The 16,591-nt window shown below is 50.3% G+C and carries 16 protein-coding genes; 7 read left to right on the top strand and 9 right to left on the bottom strand.

The genetic code is table 11. The features are described from left to right. The first annotated feature begins 1 nt into the window (after position 1). Together SQ11_RS11285 and SQ11_RS11280 are read left to right on the top strand one after the other, a co-directional pair. Positions 2-784 (top strand): hypothetical protein, encoded by a 783-nt coding sequence (locus tag SQ11_RS11285; RefSeq protein WP_041514281.1) that lies wholly within the window; start codon positions 2-4, stop codon positions 782-784. 13 nt (positions 785-797) lie between these two features. Then, the gene (locus SQ11_RS11280) at positions 798-1,283 is read left to right on the top strand and encodes a VOC family protein (RefSeq protein ID WP_041514280.1); all 486 of its coding nucleotides are present in this window, start codon (positions 798-800) and stop codon (positions 1,281-1,283) included. Between the two features lie 147 nt (positions 1,284-1,430). Here the strand turns inward: SQ11_RS11280 and SQ11_RS11275 are convergent, their stop codons facing one another. The 4 genes from SQ11_RS11275 to SQ11_RS11260 form a co-directional block, all read right to left on the bottom strand. Beyond that, the gene (locus SQ11_RS11275) at positions 1,431-3,128 is read right to left on the bottom strand and encodes an alkaline phosphatase D family protein (RefSeq protein ID WP_041514279.1); all 1,698 of its coding nucleotides are present in this window, start codon (positions 3,126-3,128) and stop codon (positions 1,431-1,433) included. 129 nt (positions 3,129-3,257) lie between these two features. After that, positions 3,258-4,430, bottom strand: a complete 1,173-nt coding sequence (locus SQ11_RS11270) for a hypothetical protein (RefSeq protein WP_041514278.1) — start codon at positions 4,428-4,430, stop codon at positions 3,258-3,260. Positions 4,431-4,694: 264 nt separating this feature from the next. Beyond that, complete coding sequence (locus SQ11_RS11265) at positions 4,695-5,360, bottom strand: phosphatidylcholine/phosphatidylserine synthase (protein WP_052494191.1); 666 nt, start codon at positions 5,358-5,360, stop codon at positions 4,695-4,697. A gap of 507 nt (positions 5,361-5,867) precedes the next feature. Next, positions 5,868-6,671 (bottom strand): hypothetical protein, encoded by an 804-nt coding sequence (locus SQ11_RS11260; RefSeq protein ID WP_041514276.1) that lies wholly within the window; start codon positions 6,669-6,671, stop codon positions 5,868-5,870. Between the two features lie 1,176 nt (positions 6,672-7,847). On the opposite strand from SQ11_RS11260, the gene SQ11_RS11255 reads away from it, so the two are divergent. After that, positions 7,848-8,273: a hypothetical protein gene (locus tag SQ11_RS11255; RefSeq protein WP_052494190.1), complete on the top strand. Its 426-nt coding sequence runs from the start codon at positions 7,848-7,850 to the stop codon at positions 8,271-8,273. A 351-nt stretch (positions 8,274-8,624) separates the two neighbouring features. Then, a complete protein-coding gene (locus tag SQ11_RS11250) occupies positions 8,625-8,879 on the top strand; it encodes a hypothetical protein (RefSeq protein ID WP_156972477.1) in 255 nt (84 codons plus the stop codon). On the opposite strand, the gene SQ11_RS11245 is transcribed toward SQ11_RS11250, so the two are convergent. Continuing rightward, a complete protein-coding gene (locus SQ11_RS11245) occupies positions 8,865-9,569 on the bottom strand; it encodes an adenylate/guanylate cyclase domain-containing protein (protein ID WP_052494189.1) in 705 nt (234 codons plus the stop codon). The genes SQ11_RS11250 and SQ11_RS11245 overlap by 15 nt on opposite strands. Further along, entirely contained in the window at positions 9,566-10,060 is a 495-nt protein-coding gene (locus SQ11_RS11240; protein ID WP_041514274.1) for a Pycsar system effector family protein, read from the bottom strand. The genes SQ11_RS11245 and SQ11_RS11240 overlap by 4 nt, the downstream gene beginning before the upstream one ends. Before the next feature lie 361 nt (positions 10,061-10,421). On the opposite strand from SQ11_RS11240, the gene SQ11_RS11235 reads away from it, so the two are divergent. Beyond that, positions 10,422-12,197 carry an SIR2 family protein gene (locus SQ11_RS11235; protein ID WP_041514273.1) on the top strand — a complete coding sequence of 592 codons (1,776 nt, stop codon included), beginning with the start codon at positions 10,422-10,424 and terminating at the stop codon, positions 12,195-12,197. Here the strand turns inward: SQ11_RS11235 and SQ11_RS11230 are convergent, their stop codons facing one another. From SQ11_RS11230 to SQ11_RS11220, 3 genes are all read right to left on the bottom strand, one after another. Then, a complete protein-coding gene (locus SQ11_RS11230) occupies positions 12,198-12,656 on the bottom strand; it encodes a hypothetical protein (RefSeq protein WP_041514272.1) in 459 nt (152 codons plus the stop codon). 64 nt (positions 12,657-12,720) lie between these two features. After that, entirely contained in the window at positions 12,721-13,434 is a 714-nt protein-coding gene (locus SQ11_RS11225; RefSeq protein ID WP_041514271.1) for a hypothetical protein, read from the bottom strand. A gap of 11 nt (positions 13,435-13,445) precedes the next feature. Beyond that, the gene (locus tag SQ11_RS11220; RefSeq protein ID WP_156972476.1) at positions 13,446-14,201 is read right to left on the bottom strand and encodes a helix-turn-helix domain-containing protein; all 756 of its coding nucleotides are present in this window, start codon (positions 14,199-14,201) and stop codon (positions 13,446-13,448) included. A 738-nt stretch (positions 14,202-14,939) separates the two neighbouring features. Between SQ11_RS11220 and SQ11_RS11210 the strand changes: the two genes are divergently transcribed. Continuing rightward, complete coding sequence (locus tag SQ11_RS11210) at positions 14,940-15,629, top strand: lamin tail domain-containing protein (protein WP_041514268.1); 690 nt, start codon at positions 14,940-14,942, stop codon at positions 15,627-15,629. Positions 15,630-15,647: 18 nt separating this feature from the next. Next, positions 15,648-16,589 carry an SdiA-regulated domain-containing protein gene (locus SQ11_RS11205; RefSeq protein ID WP_041514267.1) on the top strand — a complete coding sequence of 314 codons (942 nt, stop codon included), beginning with the start codon at positions 15,648-15,650 and terminating at the stop codon, positions 16,587-16,589. Positions 16,590-16,591 lie beyond the last annotated feature (2 nt).

The following is a 16,591-nucleotide window of genomic DNA, read 5'->3' as shown; positions in this document are numbered from 1 at the left end:
CATGGCAAGACGTAAAATTCGGGCCGGTCTCGACAAACTTGTCGCAATGCGCTCGGACCCATCCGCGCCTCCGGTCATCGAAAATCCAAGGCTGAGGGCGATGAGCGATTTCCCTGCCCGGCCACGCCCGATCCGCGGCAAAGTACAGTTGATGAGCGCGGACGGCTTGTCGGCGCAGGAACCCGACGGTCCAATCATGGAGCCTGTGCCAGAACGGATGGCGGCCGCCGGGCGGCCGCAGGGAGAACAGGCCGAAGCACCGGTTGATCGCGACACCAGCGGCCTCGCATCGGTCCGGCTGCGGCTTCGCGTCAATCGCGGCAGGATATCGGTTATCGGCGCTCATGTCGTTGCGGGAGCCATTGTGGTGCCGGACCGGCTTGAATACGGGCTTGCCTATGAGGTCACCGACGGCAACCGGCTCATTGCCGCGGGCTCCGTGCCCGACATTGGGCAGCGGCGCAGCTATCCCGACCCGCAAGGACGCGAAGGCCTGGAGGGGCATCACCTTGAAGAGCTGGAAAGTTTTGAGCTCAATGTCCGTTTGCCCCAGAAAGCGTTTACTGCCAGGAGCCTGCCGCGTCTGCGCGTGACCCTGTTTCGCATGAAAGAACGGCCGGAAGGTACGCTGGTCAGGACGCGGCCGCTCTTCAAACAATTCCCCAACCAGCTTCGTTCCATTGCGGAACTGCAGGGAATCAGTCTCACCGGAATGCCCATGCCGCTGCAAAATCAGCTTCGCTCCGCCATCGCCCCCTCGCGGGAACAGTCGCTACTTCGCTGAAAAAAGGTGCAATATGTTTGATTCGCCCTACTACCATATCGGCATAGTCGTTCATAATTACAAGGAAGCCGTTGAGTATTATTCGAATGTATTAGGCGTGAAGTTTACCGAACCAACGGATAGCGTATTGTGTATTGAAAATCCCGAGACCCAACAATCCGAAAGCATAAAAGTAATCGCCGTATATTCAAGGAGCCGCCCGCCTTATCTGGAATTGATCCAGGCCGGTGGCAATGGGATATTTTCGGAGAAAAGCGTGGGACAAATTCTTTACTTTGGCATGTGGGAGTCGGATCTCGAAGGCAGAATAAAAAAATTGAAGCAGCAAGGCATCGGCATAGAAGCGCTGATAAGCCCGGAGCGCGGAAAGCCCGCAAATGCCATCATCACCGCGCCTGACAAGCTGGGTATCCGGATGGAATACCTGAGCACGTCATTGCGGCTGGCTACCGAAGCCTGGGTGCTCACCGGCAAATATCCGCTATCGCAGCGGATGTAGAAGCGGGAAGGCGGGGTGGCGGGCATGAGGTGAACGAAGCATAATCCGGAGAGTGGTTAAAACGGATTTTCATGCGGCGCGATGCGCTTGGCTTATTGACGCCCTACCAGTCGCTATTCTTGCGTGTCAGGCGTTGCCGGATTCGGGCTAAATCAGTACCAGACGCTCCAGTTTGGTGACTGTCGCGCGCTGCTCCGCTGAACCGTAAAGATCCCAACGCACTTCGGTCTGCCCCTGGTCGTTGCGTTGGACATTGATGAGCGCAAAATTATTGGTCTTGCAAGGTTCCATGAGCAATTGGAATGCGACATTGGGTTCGATATGTTCCGCATCCCTCTGCAAAAGTCCTTTATCCCTGACAGTCAGTGCAAGTGCGGAAGCCTTTGCCCAGGGCAGGTCATAGGTGATGGCGCTCGATGTCAATTGATAAATGCGGGCATCTGGATACTTCTTGTGGGTCATGCGAAACGCCGCGCCGATATGCACATCGCCGCTGAGAAAATAAAGTGCCTTTCCGTAAGCTTTCGCTGCGGCAAAGGCAGCATCCAGCAGCACGTCACGCTCTACCCAGTTGCTCTCGTGTTCCCATTCGTCGCGCATATCGTCGGCTACGCCGAGAATATCGAGATAATTGACAACAAAGCTCATCGCATGCACAATGGGGACAGGCGAAACCACAAAAATCGATTCCGCGTTCTTGACGGTCTTGGAACCAAGCCAATCCTTGAAGCGCTTCATCTGGGCGTGACCAAGAATTCGATCCTTGGTCGTGCGGGTATAGTCGCGCTGCCCACGCATGTCTAGAACATAAAAAGCCGCCGAACCCCAGGTGAAGGCATAATCGAATTGGTTAGCGGGCGTCTCGGGATTATGCGAATGCTCATATTCGTGATAGGTAAGTTTCGCGGCTTCGTACATCTGGTTGAGGAGCAGGAGTTTCTCGTCATCATTGCCCCAGTCCCACCATGAGTCCAGCAGGTTTCTTTTTTCCTTGGCATCGTAAGAACCCCATCCGTCGAGGATTTCATGGTCGTCCCACATCATATAAACAGGAAAGCGCGAGAATACATTGCGCAGTTGGCGATGGCCCCAGTAACCCCGGTAGATATCGCGGTACCAAGAGCGCATCACCTCGACGCGGTCTTCGGGCTTTACTTCCTGCATGAATTCCTTGCGGATTTTTTTCAGCCACTCCCATATGCTGACATTGGAATTACCATCCACATAGACCTGATCGCCGACACCCAGGATAAATTCGCCATTGCGTTGTTCAAGTTCGTCGCCGAACCGGTCCCACATGTGAATATTCACCAGGTCGAACGAATTTTTCCTGTATGGCATATGGCAGCTGAAGAGACCGAAAGTCATGGATTCCTGAGAATCCCCCTGTGTCTTGAAGCGGTTGACTTTATTATCCGGCACGATCTCCCATGGCGTTTTCCTTGCCGCCAGATCCAGGGCAAAGGCCGCGTAATAATAGCGCTGGCCGGGTTTCAGGCCATCGATTTCCCAGACGTTCGTGATGTCGTGCCCGAACTTTAAATCCGCCTTGTCCGTGAGCACGGCATTGGCGATCTCGCGCGTATCGCCGTTATGGATGTTTCTCAGTAAAAAAGACTCCTTTCCTTTTTTACTCTTCGTTTCCGGGTTCCAATCGGTGGCAACCTCATCGTGACCCAAGAGGGGCTCGGGGCAGATCACCATGCGATAGCTGTTCTCCTGATAAGCGCGCATCCAGAGTTTGGTGCTGGTGGCCGTGGTATGGCCGACTATCACCGCATTGGTGAGCATCGGGTTGATCCAGGGACGATCGGAGCCCCGGTCGTAGAAATGGAAAGTTTTCATGATTAATCCGGAAAGTTACTCACGAGCTCATTGATCGCCGCACGCTTAATAATAGACCAAATAACTGCATAACCGAGATATTTAATAGAGCAACTAAGCTTGATTTAATCTTCCGGTATAAACCCCGGCTTATAATGGAAGCGCTGATTGAATGTCATTCACGGGCTTGGTATGCGCAGGGCAGTCGACTATGAGAATGCCTGGCGTACTGATCTGACCGATTGCTAATCGGGAACCCGTAATGGGAACCGCAACCGCAACCGAACGCCCAAACCTCCACCCGCCTTCCCACAGCAACTGGGGTATTGCGCCGGAATGGAGTGACTTGATGTCGATAGCATAGACAGCCGACGGCGAGGGTATCCAGGATGATACGAAGAGATTCAGGAATGTCGGAAATATCCCGTGCTGGCCGGCAATCAGAATACGTTCGCCGTCGAGTGTGAGGTTATCCGGTCGTATGGGGAATTCCCCCGAGGCAAAGCCATTGATTTCCCCTTTAGCCTTGGAGATAAATCGAAGTCTGCGCTCCCAGTAGCTGGCGATGACGAGATCACAATTCGGACACGGATCGATAATACCATTGGCGCTTCTAAAACCTTCCGCGAAAGTTTCCAGGGGAGCTCCATCGCGCATTTTGACGAGGGCCGGCCAAGTACTTGTTCTCCAAGGCAACAGGCTGTACTCGTCGAAGCGGGTGATATATACCAGGAAACGATCTTCTTCGCGTATCGCTTGCAAATCGTTGGCTCCTTTAAGCTTGGCCCTGGCGTCCGGATCGCTGGAGTTGATTGATCTGGCACCGATTATGTTTCCATCCAGGATGCGAAGCTGCCAGATTCGCACGGCACTGGTATTGGCGATATCGACTACAAAGAGCGTTGCTGAACCAGGTTCGGCGCCGAGCACGAGTGACATTCCAAGAGGCAGGAAAGGCGAATCTTTACCGTCATCTTCGGGCCGCCATGCATGCGCGGTCGGTGCCGGCAAATTCCCCGTGGCAATGTCGACACGGCCCACGCGCCATTGGCCGGATTTGCACAGGGAGCCGTTGCTGTCATTGCAAATCTCGCGTATAAACAGGCGCATTGTGCCCTCGGCATCACCCAATGGTAGCGCAACGATGTCTTCGCTCCCTCCTCCCTGGGTTTTTAGCACCATCACCGGCTCGGTTCTGCAAAGACCGCCGCCTTTCATTGCGCAGCCTGCCAGTAAAAAGCCGCATATAAGCGCCGTTAGCGCTCGCGCGATATCCAATCCGGTTACACGAACCCGCCATTTGCACTTGATTGCGTCCATCATGGTTCTGTGGAAAGAGTATTGACGAAAAGCTTCCTATGAAGAAAATGCGGTTCATTCCAATATTATCGCGAAACACGGGAGAAGTAGGCCGGATTGGCAAAGCGTAATCCGACGAGAGGCGAGAGCAGAGACAGCCCCATAGGCCTAAGAGTCGTCAAACAAGTATGGTTTCGGTAAGCCGATTTGTTTTAGTACAGCCACGGCGAGAAGCTTGGCATGGATTAGGATATGTCGAATTATGTCTTGCTAATCCGACGAATCCGGTTAGATTTTGGGAATGCGCAGCGTTTTACTGATCATCAGGGTTCCGGACAATACGAACAGGAGAGCCAGGGGATGCAATTCCCATGGTCCGATCGTCCACGCTCCCCCGTACAGATTCTCGCCGAGCCGCCCCATCCAGGCGGCGAGCGCCAGCGCGGCGGCGAGAATAATACTCGTAGGAATCGGCGTACCCTCGAAATAGGCAACCTTGCCGGTTGCCCCCGAGAGATTTTCAGCGGTGACATTGAATCGGGCCAACCGGCTTACGCCGCAACATACGAAGTAAATCAGCGCGATCCAATCCCACCCGCCGCGCAATCCGGCAGCGAATCCGAGCGCTGCGGGGGCGATGCCGAACGAGAGGATGTCCGCCAGAGAGTCGAGTTCGCGGCCCAGCGCCGAATGCTGATGCCGCCATCGCGCGATCCGTCCATCGAGCACGTCAAACACAAACGCCGCAGCCATCATTCCAGCTGAACTGTAGAAATGAGCCGTGGACTGGGTATCGATATAGAGCATGGCGAAGAACACGGCCGCCACACCGCAGCCCGCGTTGCCCAGCGTGAAGAAGTCGGCCAGCTGGAACTCGCGTATCATCGAGAAATGCTTGGGAGGATTGGAGGAGGGGGGCACGGGGTTTTCCCTGTCATTCGCGGAGGGTTTCATCTGTCGTTAAAATACCACCAGGGGCGATTAACAAAGTTGTCATTGCGCCTGCGCTTTGAGCCTCAGACTTTTGCTTCAGATTTTCTGAGAAGACTTTATCGAAGCTGCCCGAGCCGCATGGTAATGCGCGGTATAAACGGAGCGGAAAATAAAATTGTCGCAGGACAGGCTCTTGTATCCGACCTCTGTGGGCAAGCCTTTAGGAGATGGGCCACTTGAACGTCCTGGACCATCTCAAAGAGGATAGATCCTAGCGCAAGCCGAGGAAACTCAAAACGGCGAGGATAATCACAATAAAGCCCACCCACCAGATAATGTTGTTCATAACACCTCCTTGGAATTGGATTGTTGATCGATATCACATGAAACGTAATTCAATATGCCTTGCTCGCCATTCATTCTCCACCTTCATGTATTCATGTTCCGCTCGCCAGCGCACATAAACTCCATCCGGCGTCACTCGTCGTCATCCCGATTTCAGCAGCAAAATCACGTCCAAAACAAATACTAATCCAGGCCGCAACCTGTTCCGCTGGTACCCGTCCTGGTCCAGCCTGAAGTTCCGGGAAAGCGTGTCCGCCAATAGGTAAATGCGGCCGCCTCGCGGGCTTCGGCGCGCGGTTGCTCGAAAACGCGATCGCAGGAGTGAGAGAATTCGTGCGTTAGTAGGGCTGCGTAGCAGGCGCGCCGGTCGGGCGCCGAGGCGTTGGCGATGTTATTGAAAAAGGTGCCAAAGATACGGGTGGTCTTGTTAAGAGGCGAAGACCGGCCCAGCACGCAGCGACCGTTGTTATTGCAGTTGGCCTGTTGCTCGCAGATCACGCGGGCGTTATCCCTGAACCGATTGCGGATGCAATTGCCGAGATTGAAACCCGTGGCCGACTCAACTGTGCGCTCGAAGTTGGCCCAGTCGTCCACCAAATTCCACGCCACGGCACTGATATCGACCGCTTGCGTGTCGGTGCAATCAACCGTTTCAAGGGAAATCGAGGTGGTGGAGGCGGCGGGATCGGCACCCGCGCCGGGCGGAAGATCCTTGGGACAGTCCGGGTCTTGTTTTGCGCTGCATACCGCCAGGTTGCACACGCCATCTGCGGCGCAGCGCGGTTGATCCTGTGTATCCACAGCAGCAAGCTGGACAGGGTGTGCGGCCGCAGTCCGCGGCTTGATCATATTGTCTCTTTCGCAGGTTGCGATTGCGGCGACGCCGTCGGGGCAAACCCGGCCGATATCATTGTTCACTGCCTGATGAACTGCGAAAGCATTTCCTGCAACCAGTACGCCAAGTGCAAGCAGGGTGATATGTAACATGGCGACCTCCCTTCTCTGGTTTCGGAGCCAGTGCGCTTCAGGATCTCGAAGGACTCGTTTTGCCGGGTGCGGCTTGTTGCTTCCCGCGCTATGTGCGAGACGTATGTATTTATGCTATCGATGGGAAAAGCGATCGTCCGTGCGCTGGCGCGCATAGTAGCTCTGGATTGGAAGGGTCATACGTCCCTCGGTCCCAAGGCAGAAGCAGGCCGGGCTACGTAATCCGCTGGGGTCGATGGCAGGCGATGCACGCAATTTGCATGGATATCGAATGCGGCCGCCGTGCATATACCCTATGTTCATTGCCATACACTGCCATTAGCGGCATAACACCCTGTCAGAAGCTGGCAATCATCGCCTGGAAAGCACCTCCAAAGGCAGCCAATAAATGAGGGGGGGTGCCTTATGTCATGAAGCTAATGAAAGGGCAGGTCACCGTCAGCATCAAAATAGCACCGAAGCGCGTCTTTTCTGGAACTGATTTCTACCTTGAATTTCCAATCTCTCCGGCCTGGCGCTGGTATGTCTCATACGAGGTATCTGCCCGGTCTGCGCATCTCTGGCGTTCGTACATATCTATAAGCTTGTTGCAGTCGTTTCGCTGCCAAGCTTGGCCTACCGTGTAAAGTTGATGCATTGAGCAGCTTGATACGGTCAAAATGATTAGCGCTATAACAGGCAATAAAAATGATCGCACGCGAGATTTGCTTGATTGAACAGTATGTTGCATTTTTTTGATAGGATCACAGTTTGGGCAATAGGTATATCGAGCCAATGTGTTTTGAGATCCATTTTTCTGAGATTTTGATAGATGAAGTGAAAAATCCCTGGTTTACACGCTGCCCATGCTCTTCCATATTATATTTTCCATGTAAACGCTTCCTGATCAACACCGACAGTCAAGGGTCCTGGGCAATATAGCTCGATAGCCGGTCCTGAACTTCCATATATCTTTGCAAAAACATAATCCCGATATATAGTTTCTTCTAAAGTAAAGGATTTTTCGGCTTTTCATAAATGCCAGCAATGCAAGGGTCGCCAGGGATAGTACAAATTGACCAATCATGCTAATTTTGCCAAAGAAACGGGGGAAATGATGACTAGGCTATTGCGGCAGACGCCTCTCCAAGCAGGCGTCACTCTGGAATTCACCCATACTAATTTCCGAAGGAAGACATGAGACTCCAAGTCGCCTACATACAGTTATTGTGCGCACTATTTTATTTTAACAGTGCAAATGCACAGGCTATGCCGGATTACCAATGCAAAGTGGAGCGTATCGACACCGCATCGACCGAACCGTCTTCTTCGCGAAAATACCAGGAAGAGGAGCACCTCGGAAAACAATTCACCGTCGAGCGAAGAACAGGCTTGATGGCCGGTGTTCTCAAGAATTCATATGCAACAAAACCGATTGTCATAGACCATGGATCAACCGAAAATTCCTTCAAGGTGATATCTACGATGCGTCGTGATGAAGGAGCCGGGCTTGGATCGAGCATCTATGCACTGACAATAAATGAGTTTGAGCAGTCTCCAAAGAAGTCATTTATTTTTCTGAAAAATGACTTTGTTTATTTTGGGTATTGCGAGCATTTCTAATCTTGTTAAGTATTGGATTTGCCCACGACGTTTGAAGGCGGGATTCGGCACGAAGAAGCACAGTAGCCAACTCGCCGCGTGCACAAGCGTTGCTTCGTTCATGGGAGGTAACGCAATCACTTGCTAAGTTAATTCTGTGAGCCTGCCTTTCTTATCCCCGCCGAGACTATGCCAGCATGCCTGGCGGGGAGAGGGATTGCGATCTTCTGATAACCCCCGAATTAAGTTCAAGCTTTGCTCAAATCGTTTTTTTCATGGGACCGACGTCAGGGCGACGAATTATCCCATCCAATTTCTCGGTTGGTTTGTTGCAGACAAAATCAAAGTGCAATTCAGGCATTGCAAGAATCATTGAAAACGGCGCTGATTCATGCGCGGAATGCTCAGGCAGAGGTGGTGCACAAGACCTTGCAGGAAGCGATAGCGCGGAAGGAGGGGCTCAATAAGAGCGCAGATAATACTTTCGATATGAGGCTGGATACGATTGAGCAGTCACGTTATACGGTGCCGATTGTGGTAGGGATTTCGCTGGTGATGCTGGCGGTGGGTGGGGTGGCTAGCAAAAACTGTATTATGATGGTTGATAGGAGGTCAGATAATTTCTAACCAATAGTTACTCCTATAATGCGAGTGCCTGGTTAGGTTGTTATAGGGACCCGACCAAATGCTATTTTGATTGGAGTTTAGAAATAGTGGTGTCAGTTTTTCAAACACCAGCTGCGTAATACGCGTAGGATAATTATCATCTAGACCATCAAAGCTATTCAATTTTGCGGCATAATTAGCTGCGCCACCAACCCATACAAGATCGTTATCAACACGTACACCAGTTTTTGCCACCAATACTTGACCTGTGTCGATGCCAATGGTATGTCGTAATGTTCTATGTGCTTCATGTCTTGTAAGTAAAAACGTTGCATTGAGAATCTGGGAAACAACATAATTTATCTGGAACGCAGTTCTCACAGCCTGATGACATTGAGAGTTGCCAGTATAAATTGCCATTACACGATCCCCGTCGTATGCTTGAATTTCTCCGCTATTCGCTTTGATCACCTTCGCACAGCAATGAAGAAACGCTTTGTAATACTCCGCTGCTTGCGTGTCAATCAACGAATCGACCATTTCTGTTGATCTTCTAAGATCGGCATAAAGAATGGCGACTTGCATTCGTTTACCATCATTTCCAAATGTTAAGTCGCTATCTGTGGGAATAGTGTGCGCATTTGGAATCTCCCCCCAATTTTGAGTAGCAAACTCAGCAACCTTTCTGATCAGCTCCTCTCTTAAGCTCATATTGCTCCTATTTCTTGCAGTAAGAAAAGCGCAATAACCCAAGGAACAAAAGAACAAAACGAAAATATAATGGAATATCTGATCCACTTATGTTTATCACGTGCAATCTCCGCATTTCGATGAATCTGAGTAATCCAGTCTATTAATAATTGTGCATCGGTTGCTTCACAAAAGCTTTCCGTGTAACTATTTAATGAGTGCTTAGTGATTTCACCAAAAAATAATAAAGAGCGCTGTGTTCCATTTAAACGCGGAATGGCCACCATCACGGCGCAACAAAGAGCAATTAATCCAAGCGTCCCACTTATGCATGTGAATACTATGGAGCATGTAGTTTTGTGAGCCGCGCCTCCGAATACTGTAGCTAACCCTCCTATCATTGCGAGCTGCAGCGTTATCATGATCCCTAATTTAACTTCAGCTGCAGCTATCCATGCCAGATTTCTCTCTAGCACCCATTGCGCCGTAGTGAGCCGTTCTTTATCGTTCAAACTTATTTCCTTATAGCACCGGGAATAAATGTCGAGGTTCGTTGCTCAACTAGAGCAAAGGATTCCCCTATTAAAATAATGCCAAAGCATTGCAGCTTGCCGGAAGCGTGTCTATTGTACTTATGTACACCTGAGAATGAGTGTGGGTATTTGCGATTGAGATGTCCTCCAAAAATATTGAGGAAGGGTTGTGAACCTTAAAAGTATCAATCGCAGTATTTTGTAAAAGATTATTTTTCTCACGACTGAAGTTCGCTCTCCCCAAAAAAATCATCCTCTTCCCTACATTACAAAAGCACTCGAACTCGGCATTAATTGGTAGTATTCTCATCCTGCTACGATAATTGCCTATAGCTTGTATATGACCCTTCTCAAAAATGATCCGCTGACGCAACTGGCTTTTTCTATTCACGAAAACAAAGGCGTATTTGCAGTATTGATTGGTTCCGGTTTGTCTCGAGCAGCCGAAATTCCAACAGGTTGGGAAATTACGTTAGATCTGATACGGCGTGTGGGGCTGGCTCAGGGGATCGAGGAGCAGGCGGATTGGGCGCTGTGGTACCGACAAAAAACTATGCTGGAAGCCAATTATTCGGCTCTCCTTGAAGATATGGCTATCTCTCCGGAAGAGCGACGTTCGATCCTTCATAGTTACATTGAGCCCAATGCAAAGGATCGAGAGGAAGGACGAAAAATTCCAACTGCAGCTCACCATGCTATTGCGAGTTTGGTTTGCTCCGGCTATATCCGAGTCATCATTACTACAAATTTCGATCGGCTTATGGAGAACGCTCTCCGCGAGCGTGGTGTGGAACCAACGATTGTTTCATCGTTAGATGCTCTTCTCGGGGCTGAGCCATTAACACATAGCCAATGTTACCTGCTTAAGCTTCATGGTGACTATAAAGATTCCCGCATCCTGAATACGAATAGCGAGCTAAGCGTATACCCCGATAGCTATAATCATCTGCTCGACCGAATTTTTGATGAGCATGGCTTAATCATCTGTGGCTGGTCAGGTGAATGGGACGATGCACTGCGTAGTGCTTTTCTACGTGCGCCGAATCGACGATATCCAACATTTTGGATGACTCGTAGCGCCTTGAGTGAAAGGGCACAAGAACTTACATTTCATCGTAAAGCGAAAGTAGTAACTATTACCAGCGCTAATGAGTTCTTCACAACATTGAAGCAGCGTGTCGAAACGCTTGCGGAAAGACAGAACCAGAACCCCTTGAGTATCGAACTGCTTGTCCATAGCACCAAGCGCTATCAAGCTAAGCCGGAATACCGGATACAGTTGGATGACCTATTTACGCAGGAAATTGAGCGCGTCCTCCTCCAGCTTGATGCCCCTAACTTTTCTGCACAGGGTCAGTGGAGTCAATCAGAGTTTAGGTTACGTGTTCAGCAGTACGAGGCTATTACTGAGGCGCTCGCCCGGATGGCCGGTGTTCTTGGTCGTTGGGGGGGCGATAGAGAGTTGCGACTTATACTTGATATTATTCGAACACTCTATAATCACGCTGAGAAAATAGGTGGTGGTCTGACTGTATGGCTAAATATTCGATCATATCCCGCGGTATTGGTCTTTACTGCCTATGGGCTCGGTTTGACACGAGCTCAACGGTGGCAGATGCTTCATGAGCTTTTCGCTGCACCTTGGGTGCGGAAATATTATGAATGTGAGAAGGTTGTTACGACATTGTTCTTGCAGTCTTGGAAAGGAGTGGAGAGCGATATATGGAAACAGTTAGAAGGATTTGATCGCAGGAAGACACCGCTTAGTGACCATCTACTTGATGTCATGGCTGAGTGGGGGACAAGCTTCCTGGGTGTTGCCTCGGGTTTCGAACTTGTGTTCGAGAGATTCGAAATACTGGGCTCTCTTGTCAGCTTCGAAGAAAACGATGAAGCTGCCATGGAGAAGGCAGTGACTAGTTCAGATAGATTAGCGTGGATGCCTATGGGCCGCGCCGGATGGAACACAACTTCCGCTGCGATACTTGTTCAAGAGCTTGAGTCGACAGGAACTATTCGTGCTCTGCTTAGCGCGGGATACGCCCGCAACAGTCCTCGATTTCTTCAGTTATTTCTTGAAAATTTCAAGCGTTGGCAGAGACAGATGTTGTGGTAACTATATATTTGCACAATATGCTTCTTTTCCTATTTTTAACAAAGCATATAGACAAAGAGCAACCAAACTTACTATCGTACCGGCCTCAAAACCAAGTTTGCTACCAATTGACGCCGTAATAATACTCAGAATGGTTGCAGATGTTTTGCCTCCCGATGATTTAAGCTCCCGACGTAGTTCGTCATATTTTTTGTCATCAGTACATAAGAAAATATGAAATTCTTCCTTTATTTTCGGCCACCAATCTTTAGGTGGAAGATGGCTTTGCGATCTTGTATGGAAACCCTTCATGAGTTCTACTTTATCTTTTGGCTTAAGCGACGCAAAGAATTGGGGCGCACCTTGAACCATTAACGCTGCAGCAGAGTCAATTGTGAAGCTGTCATTGAAATCTAATACCTGAATCTGGGGGGCTTTGATTACCAGATCTAATGATTCAAGGCGACTTATCCAGTCCATATTTTATCCGCAGGCTCCTTGTTAATTGAATTAAGAATGGCATTCCATACTTTGAAATTCTTTCCTACCACTTCGGAAAATGTTCTAGGGGGTTTATTTTTTTTCCGTTAATTTCAATATTTGTAATATTTTTGTCTATAGCATTCAAATAAAATTCGCTAAGTTTGCGATCTATAGCTTTCTTTTCTGAAAAGTATTCATCTCCTGGTTTTAAGGATTCCAACTTCCTAAAAAATCGTTTGGAGAATAATTCGTTAGTTAATTCTTCATGCTTACGCTGCCAATATTGCTGTTCTATTTTTTCTGTTTTTAATTGTTCTTGTAGAACGTGCATTTTTTGTTGAATCTCTTCATCACTTCTATATGTTGTGTAGGCAGGGAGTAATAACTGACCGATTATGGTAATTATTAACCCCCACATTTCAGGTTTCGTTGTAAAGAGCGATGTTATTGAGTCGCCTGTATAAATCGTATTAATGCAAAGTGTTCCACTCTTGGCAAAATTAATGCTCAGTAATAAGCTCTGCCGGCGGCCTTCAGAAAATTCTGTTCCACATAGAAAGCTGTCCGCATCTTGAAAGATGTCCCGCCAAAAATATTTCATTTCTTCGGAAGTTAGAAGCTTCGCAATATCATCCATCGCAAGTAGCATCCCCCCGAATTGCTCGATAGTAAGAAATTCATATTGAATATATATTTTTAGGGAATCTCTTGGTTCCATAATTTTTTCTGAAACTTTAGAAGAAGTCTCTACCATAAAGTCTGAATCACGGGGCATTTTATTTCTCCCTAATAAAAATAAATTTCATCAATCATCCCGCTAACTTGTCCGCTTCCGGTTGAACAAGCGCGTCCCCAATCGTCTTGTAAGCCGCTTTTTGGTCTTCGGCCATGTGGCGGGAAACTCTCAATCAGGATGTGTTCTTCAGGCGTGAGGCTCATGGTTTCTTCTGGCCAATCGAAGATCTTTTGGTTTCGTTTGGCGAGCATATCCTGATTCAGCAAGGGCTGCTCTGCATTTAGCAATTTGTAGGTGCCGATCTTGTTGTGTGAAAGATTGTCCAGGTCTGCGGATACACGTTGATGACGAATGCCTTGCAGGAAGGCAATTCCCTTTTCACCCGTGGCTAGTGTCTTTCTGCCGCAACGCCCAGCCAATACCTCCACCGGGGTATAGCTCACCCATTCTTCCTTGATTTTGTACTGTGCAGGCATTGTCAACGCCACTGCCAGGTGCTTCTGATCTGTCACCAGATAGATGGTCCATCTTTCAAGGAAAACCGCATCAAGGTAATTTACACATTCATCATCATCTGTAAATTTGCGCACGTAGTAAGGATCTTCGCGTCCCTCAAGCAACCACGTAGTACTGACATTTTCAGAGCGGCTGATGGCATTTAGCGCCTCTGACGTGGGGACTGAGCCATTGAACGTATTGCCGATCGTTCCGCGACCTATGCCTAAGGCGATTCCCCAGTGATGCTTATTTCGTTCGCCAAGAATGGCCTTGAGTCTTTCCGCGAAAGAATTCAAATTTTCTTGCATAATTCCGTTGATCATTCCATAAAAATAGAACGATCTGACTCCCTATTCATATTAAGTGGATTCTAGTCATGAGCTAAGTTAATAGCAAACCCAACAATAAGAACTCTCTCATCATTCATTTCGTCGGGGAAAAAAAGAACGCTTGAGAAAACTCACTGCTCTGGAACAGCGCAGCCTAAGCAATCTGGTGGGCAAATTCATCCGGGATGCAATGGAAAGCCTCGAACGGCAGCACGCTCAAGTTCAGCAATCTAATTGAATCTGGGCAAAGGCTAATACACCATGCCTAAACCTATTCTCCATCGCTCTATCGCGATCGCATACGCAAGCTCGAGGATAACGCGCCCCCTCGGCAAGGGTGTAGATGTTAAAAAGATTTTCGAGGCGTTCTTCAGTGTGGAACTTGAGGTGCGGATGCTGTTGCTGCGAAGGAGGAGGGTGCTGTCGACTGTGCGTCAGTTGAGGTCGGAAGCTACTGTGCTTCTCTGAACCGCCGGTATAAATTCCACAAAAGAATGGTATTTAGTCGGCGGAGAGAGGGATGCGCCCGTCGGATTAATCCGATCTCATCATGTTGAAAGGCTATCTCCGTCATCATGATGAAGTCAACCATCCCCTATAGTAATGCAATCACAGAAAACTGCGATGAAGATGCCGGGCCGCGCAATATTTGCGGTCTTGGCATCTGAAAATGACATCCGTCATACCCGTCTCTAATCCATACAATAGGAAAAAGCCATGAAGAAAGCTTTGAAAAACCCGTTGCTGGGCCTGGTTGCCGCACTCGCCGCCGCCGCTGCCCCGGCTCATGCCAATATCATTATCTCTGAAGTTGCGCCGTATGCCAGCGGCAATACCGCATATGAAGCGGACTGGTTCGAGCTCACCAATACCGGATCATCCGCCGTGGATATCACTGGCTGGAAAGTGGATGACAACTCCAACTCGTTCGCTTCCGGGGTAGCCTTGCGCGGAGTGACCAGCATCGCGGCCGGTCAATCGGTCATTTTCATCGAAAGCAATGCCAGCGGCACCAATGATTCTTCAATCAATTCAGGCTTCAGGAGCGCCTGGTTTGGCACGGATACCCCTGCGGGACTGGTCATCGGCAACTATGGCGGCTCGGGTGTCGGTTTGAGCACCAGTGGCGATGCGGTGAACATCTTCAACAGTGGTGGAAGCCTGATCACTGGCATAAGCTTCAACGCGTCCACCACCGGGAAATCTTTTGACAATGCGGCGGGGTTGGCGAATGTGGCCGTTTCGCAATTAAGTGCGGTGGGTATCAATGGCGCATTCACCTCATACGACGGCGCGGAAATAGGTTCACCGGGCCTGGTCAGCGCTGTTCCGGAACCTGAAAGCTTTGCACTGATGCTGGCAGGACTCGGGCTGATTGGCGCTGTTGCCCGCAAGCGTCAGCATTGAGGGGAGGATTTGCTCATCATGAAACTCAGACATTTGATTACCGCCATCGTTACCGCCGCGGTCTGTGTCTCGGCGCATGCGGGATCTTCGATCAATCTCGGCAGCTACCAGTTGACCGGCAGCCACAATCTTGACGCATTGGGCGGCATGGGGCTCGAAGCCTCGGCCGTGACCTATGCCCGTGACCGCGGATCGCTGTTTTTCGTCGGTGACGAGGGGCAAGGCGTCGTCGAAGTCTCGCTTACTGGCGTGACGCAGGGAAAAATGGTCTTCAGCAACTGGCCATCGACCACGAGCCACCATGATGCTGAAGGTCTCACTTACCTCGGCAACGGGGTGCTGGTAGTAGGCGAGGAGCGCCTGCAGGACGCCTTCCGGTTTACCTATGTGGCTAATGGCAGCGTTGCGCTGGCAAGCGCCCCATGGGCCTCGGTTTCTGACTATCCCTACAACAACACGGGACTAGAGGGTATCAGCTACGACCCGCGTGACGGCAGCTTTGTTTCCGTCAAGCAGGCCAGCCCGATGGAAGTGCGCGCCGGCACGCTGAGCTTCGCCGCCGGAGGCGGCAGCTCGACGATGGCGCCGTTGTTCGATGCCAGCCTCCTGGGCCTGGCCAGCCTGTCGGATGTGCAGACGCTGTCGCCCATCGACGGTTTGGCCGGCACGGCCGCGGCCGACAATCTGCTGATCCTGAGCCTCGATTCGCGCAAGCTGGTGGAAACGGATCGCAGCGGCAACGTGCTGAGCTCCTTCGATTTATCGGGCGTGACCACCCAGGCAATCGAGGGTGTGACAGTCGACCAATTCGGCCGCATCTATCTGGTGGCCGAGGACACGGGCACACCCAACTCCATGCTGTTCGTGCTATCCCCGGTGCCGGAACCCGAAACCTATGCCATGCTGTTGGCGGGTCTCGGCCTGGTGGGTTTTATGGGGCGGCGCCGCAAGACTGCTTAGGC

Origin of the sequence: Nitrosospira sp. NpAV, assembly GCF_000832065.1 — a bacterium.
Lineage (GTDB): Bacteria > Pseudomonadota > Gammaproteobacteria > Burkholderiales > Nitrosomonadaceae > Nitrosospira.
This window is presented reverse-complemented; position numbering and strand designations above follow the sequence as displayed.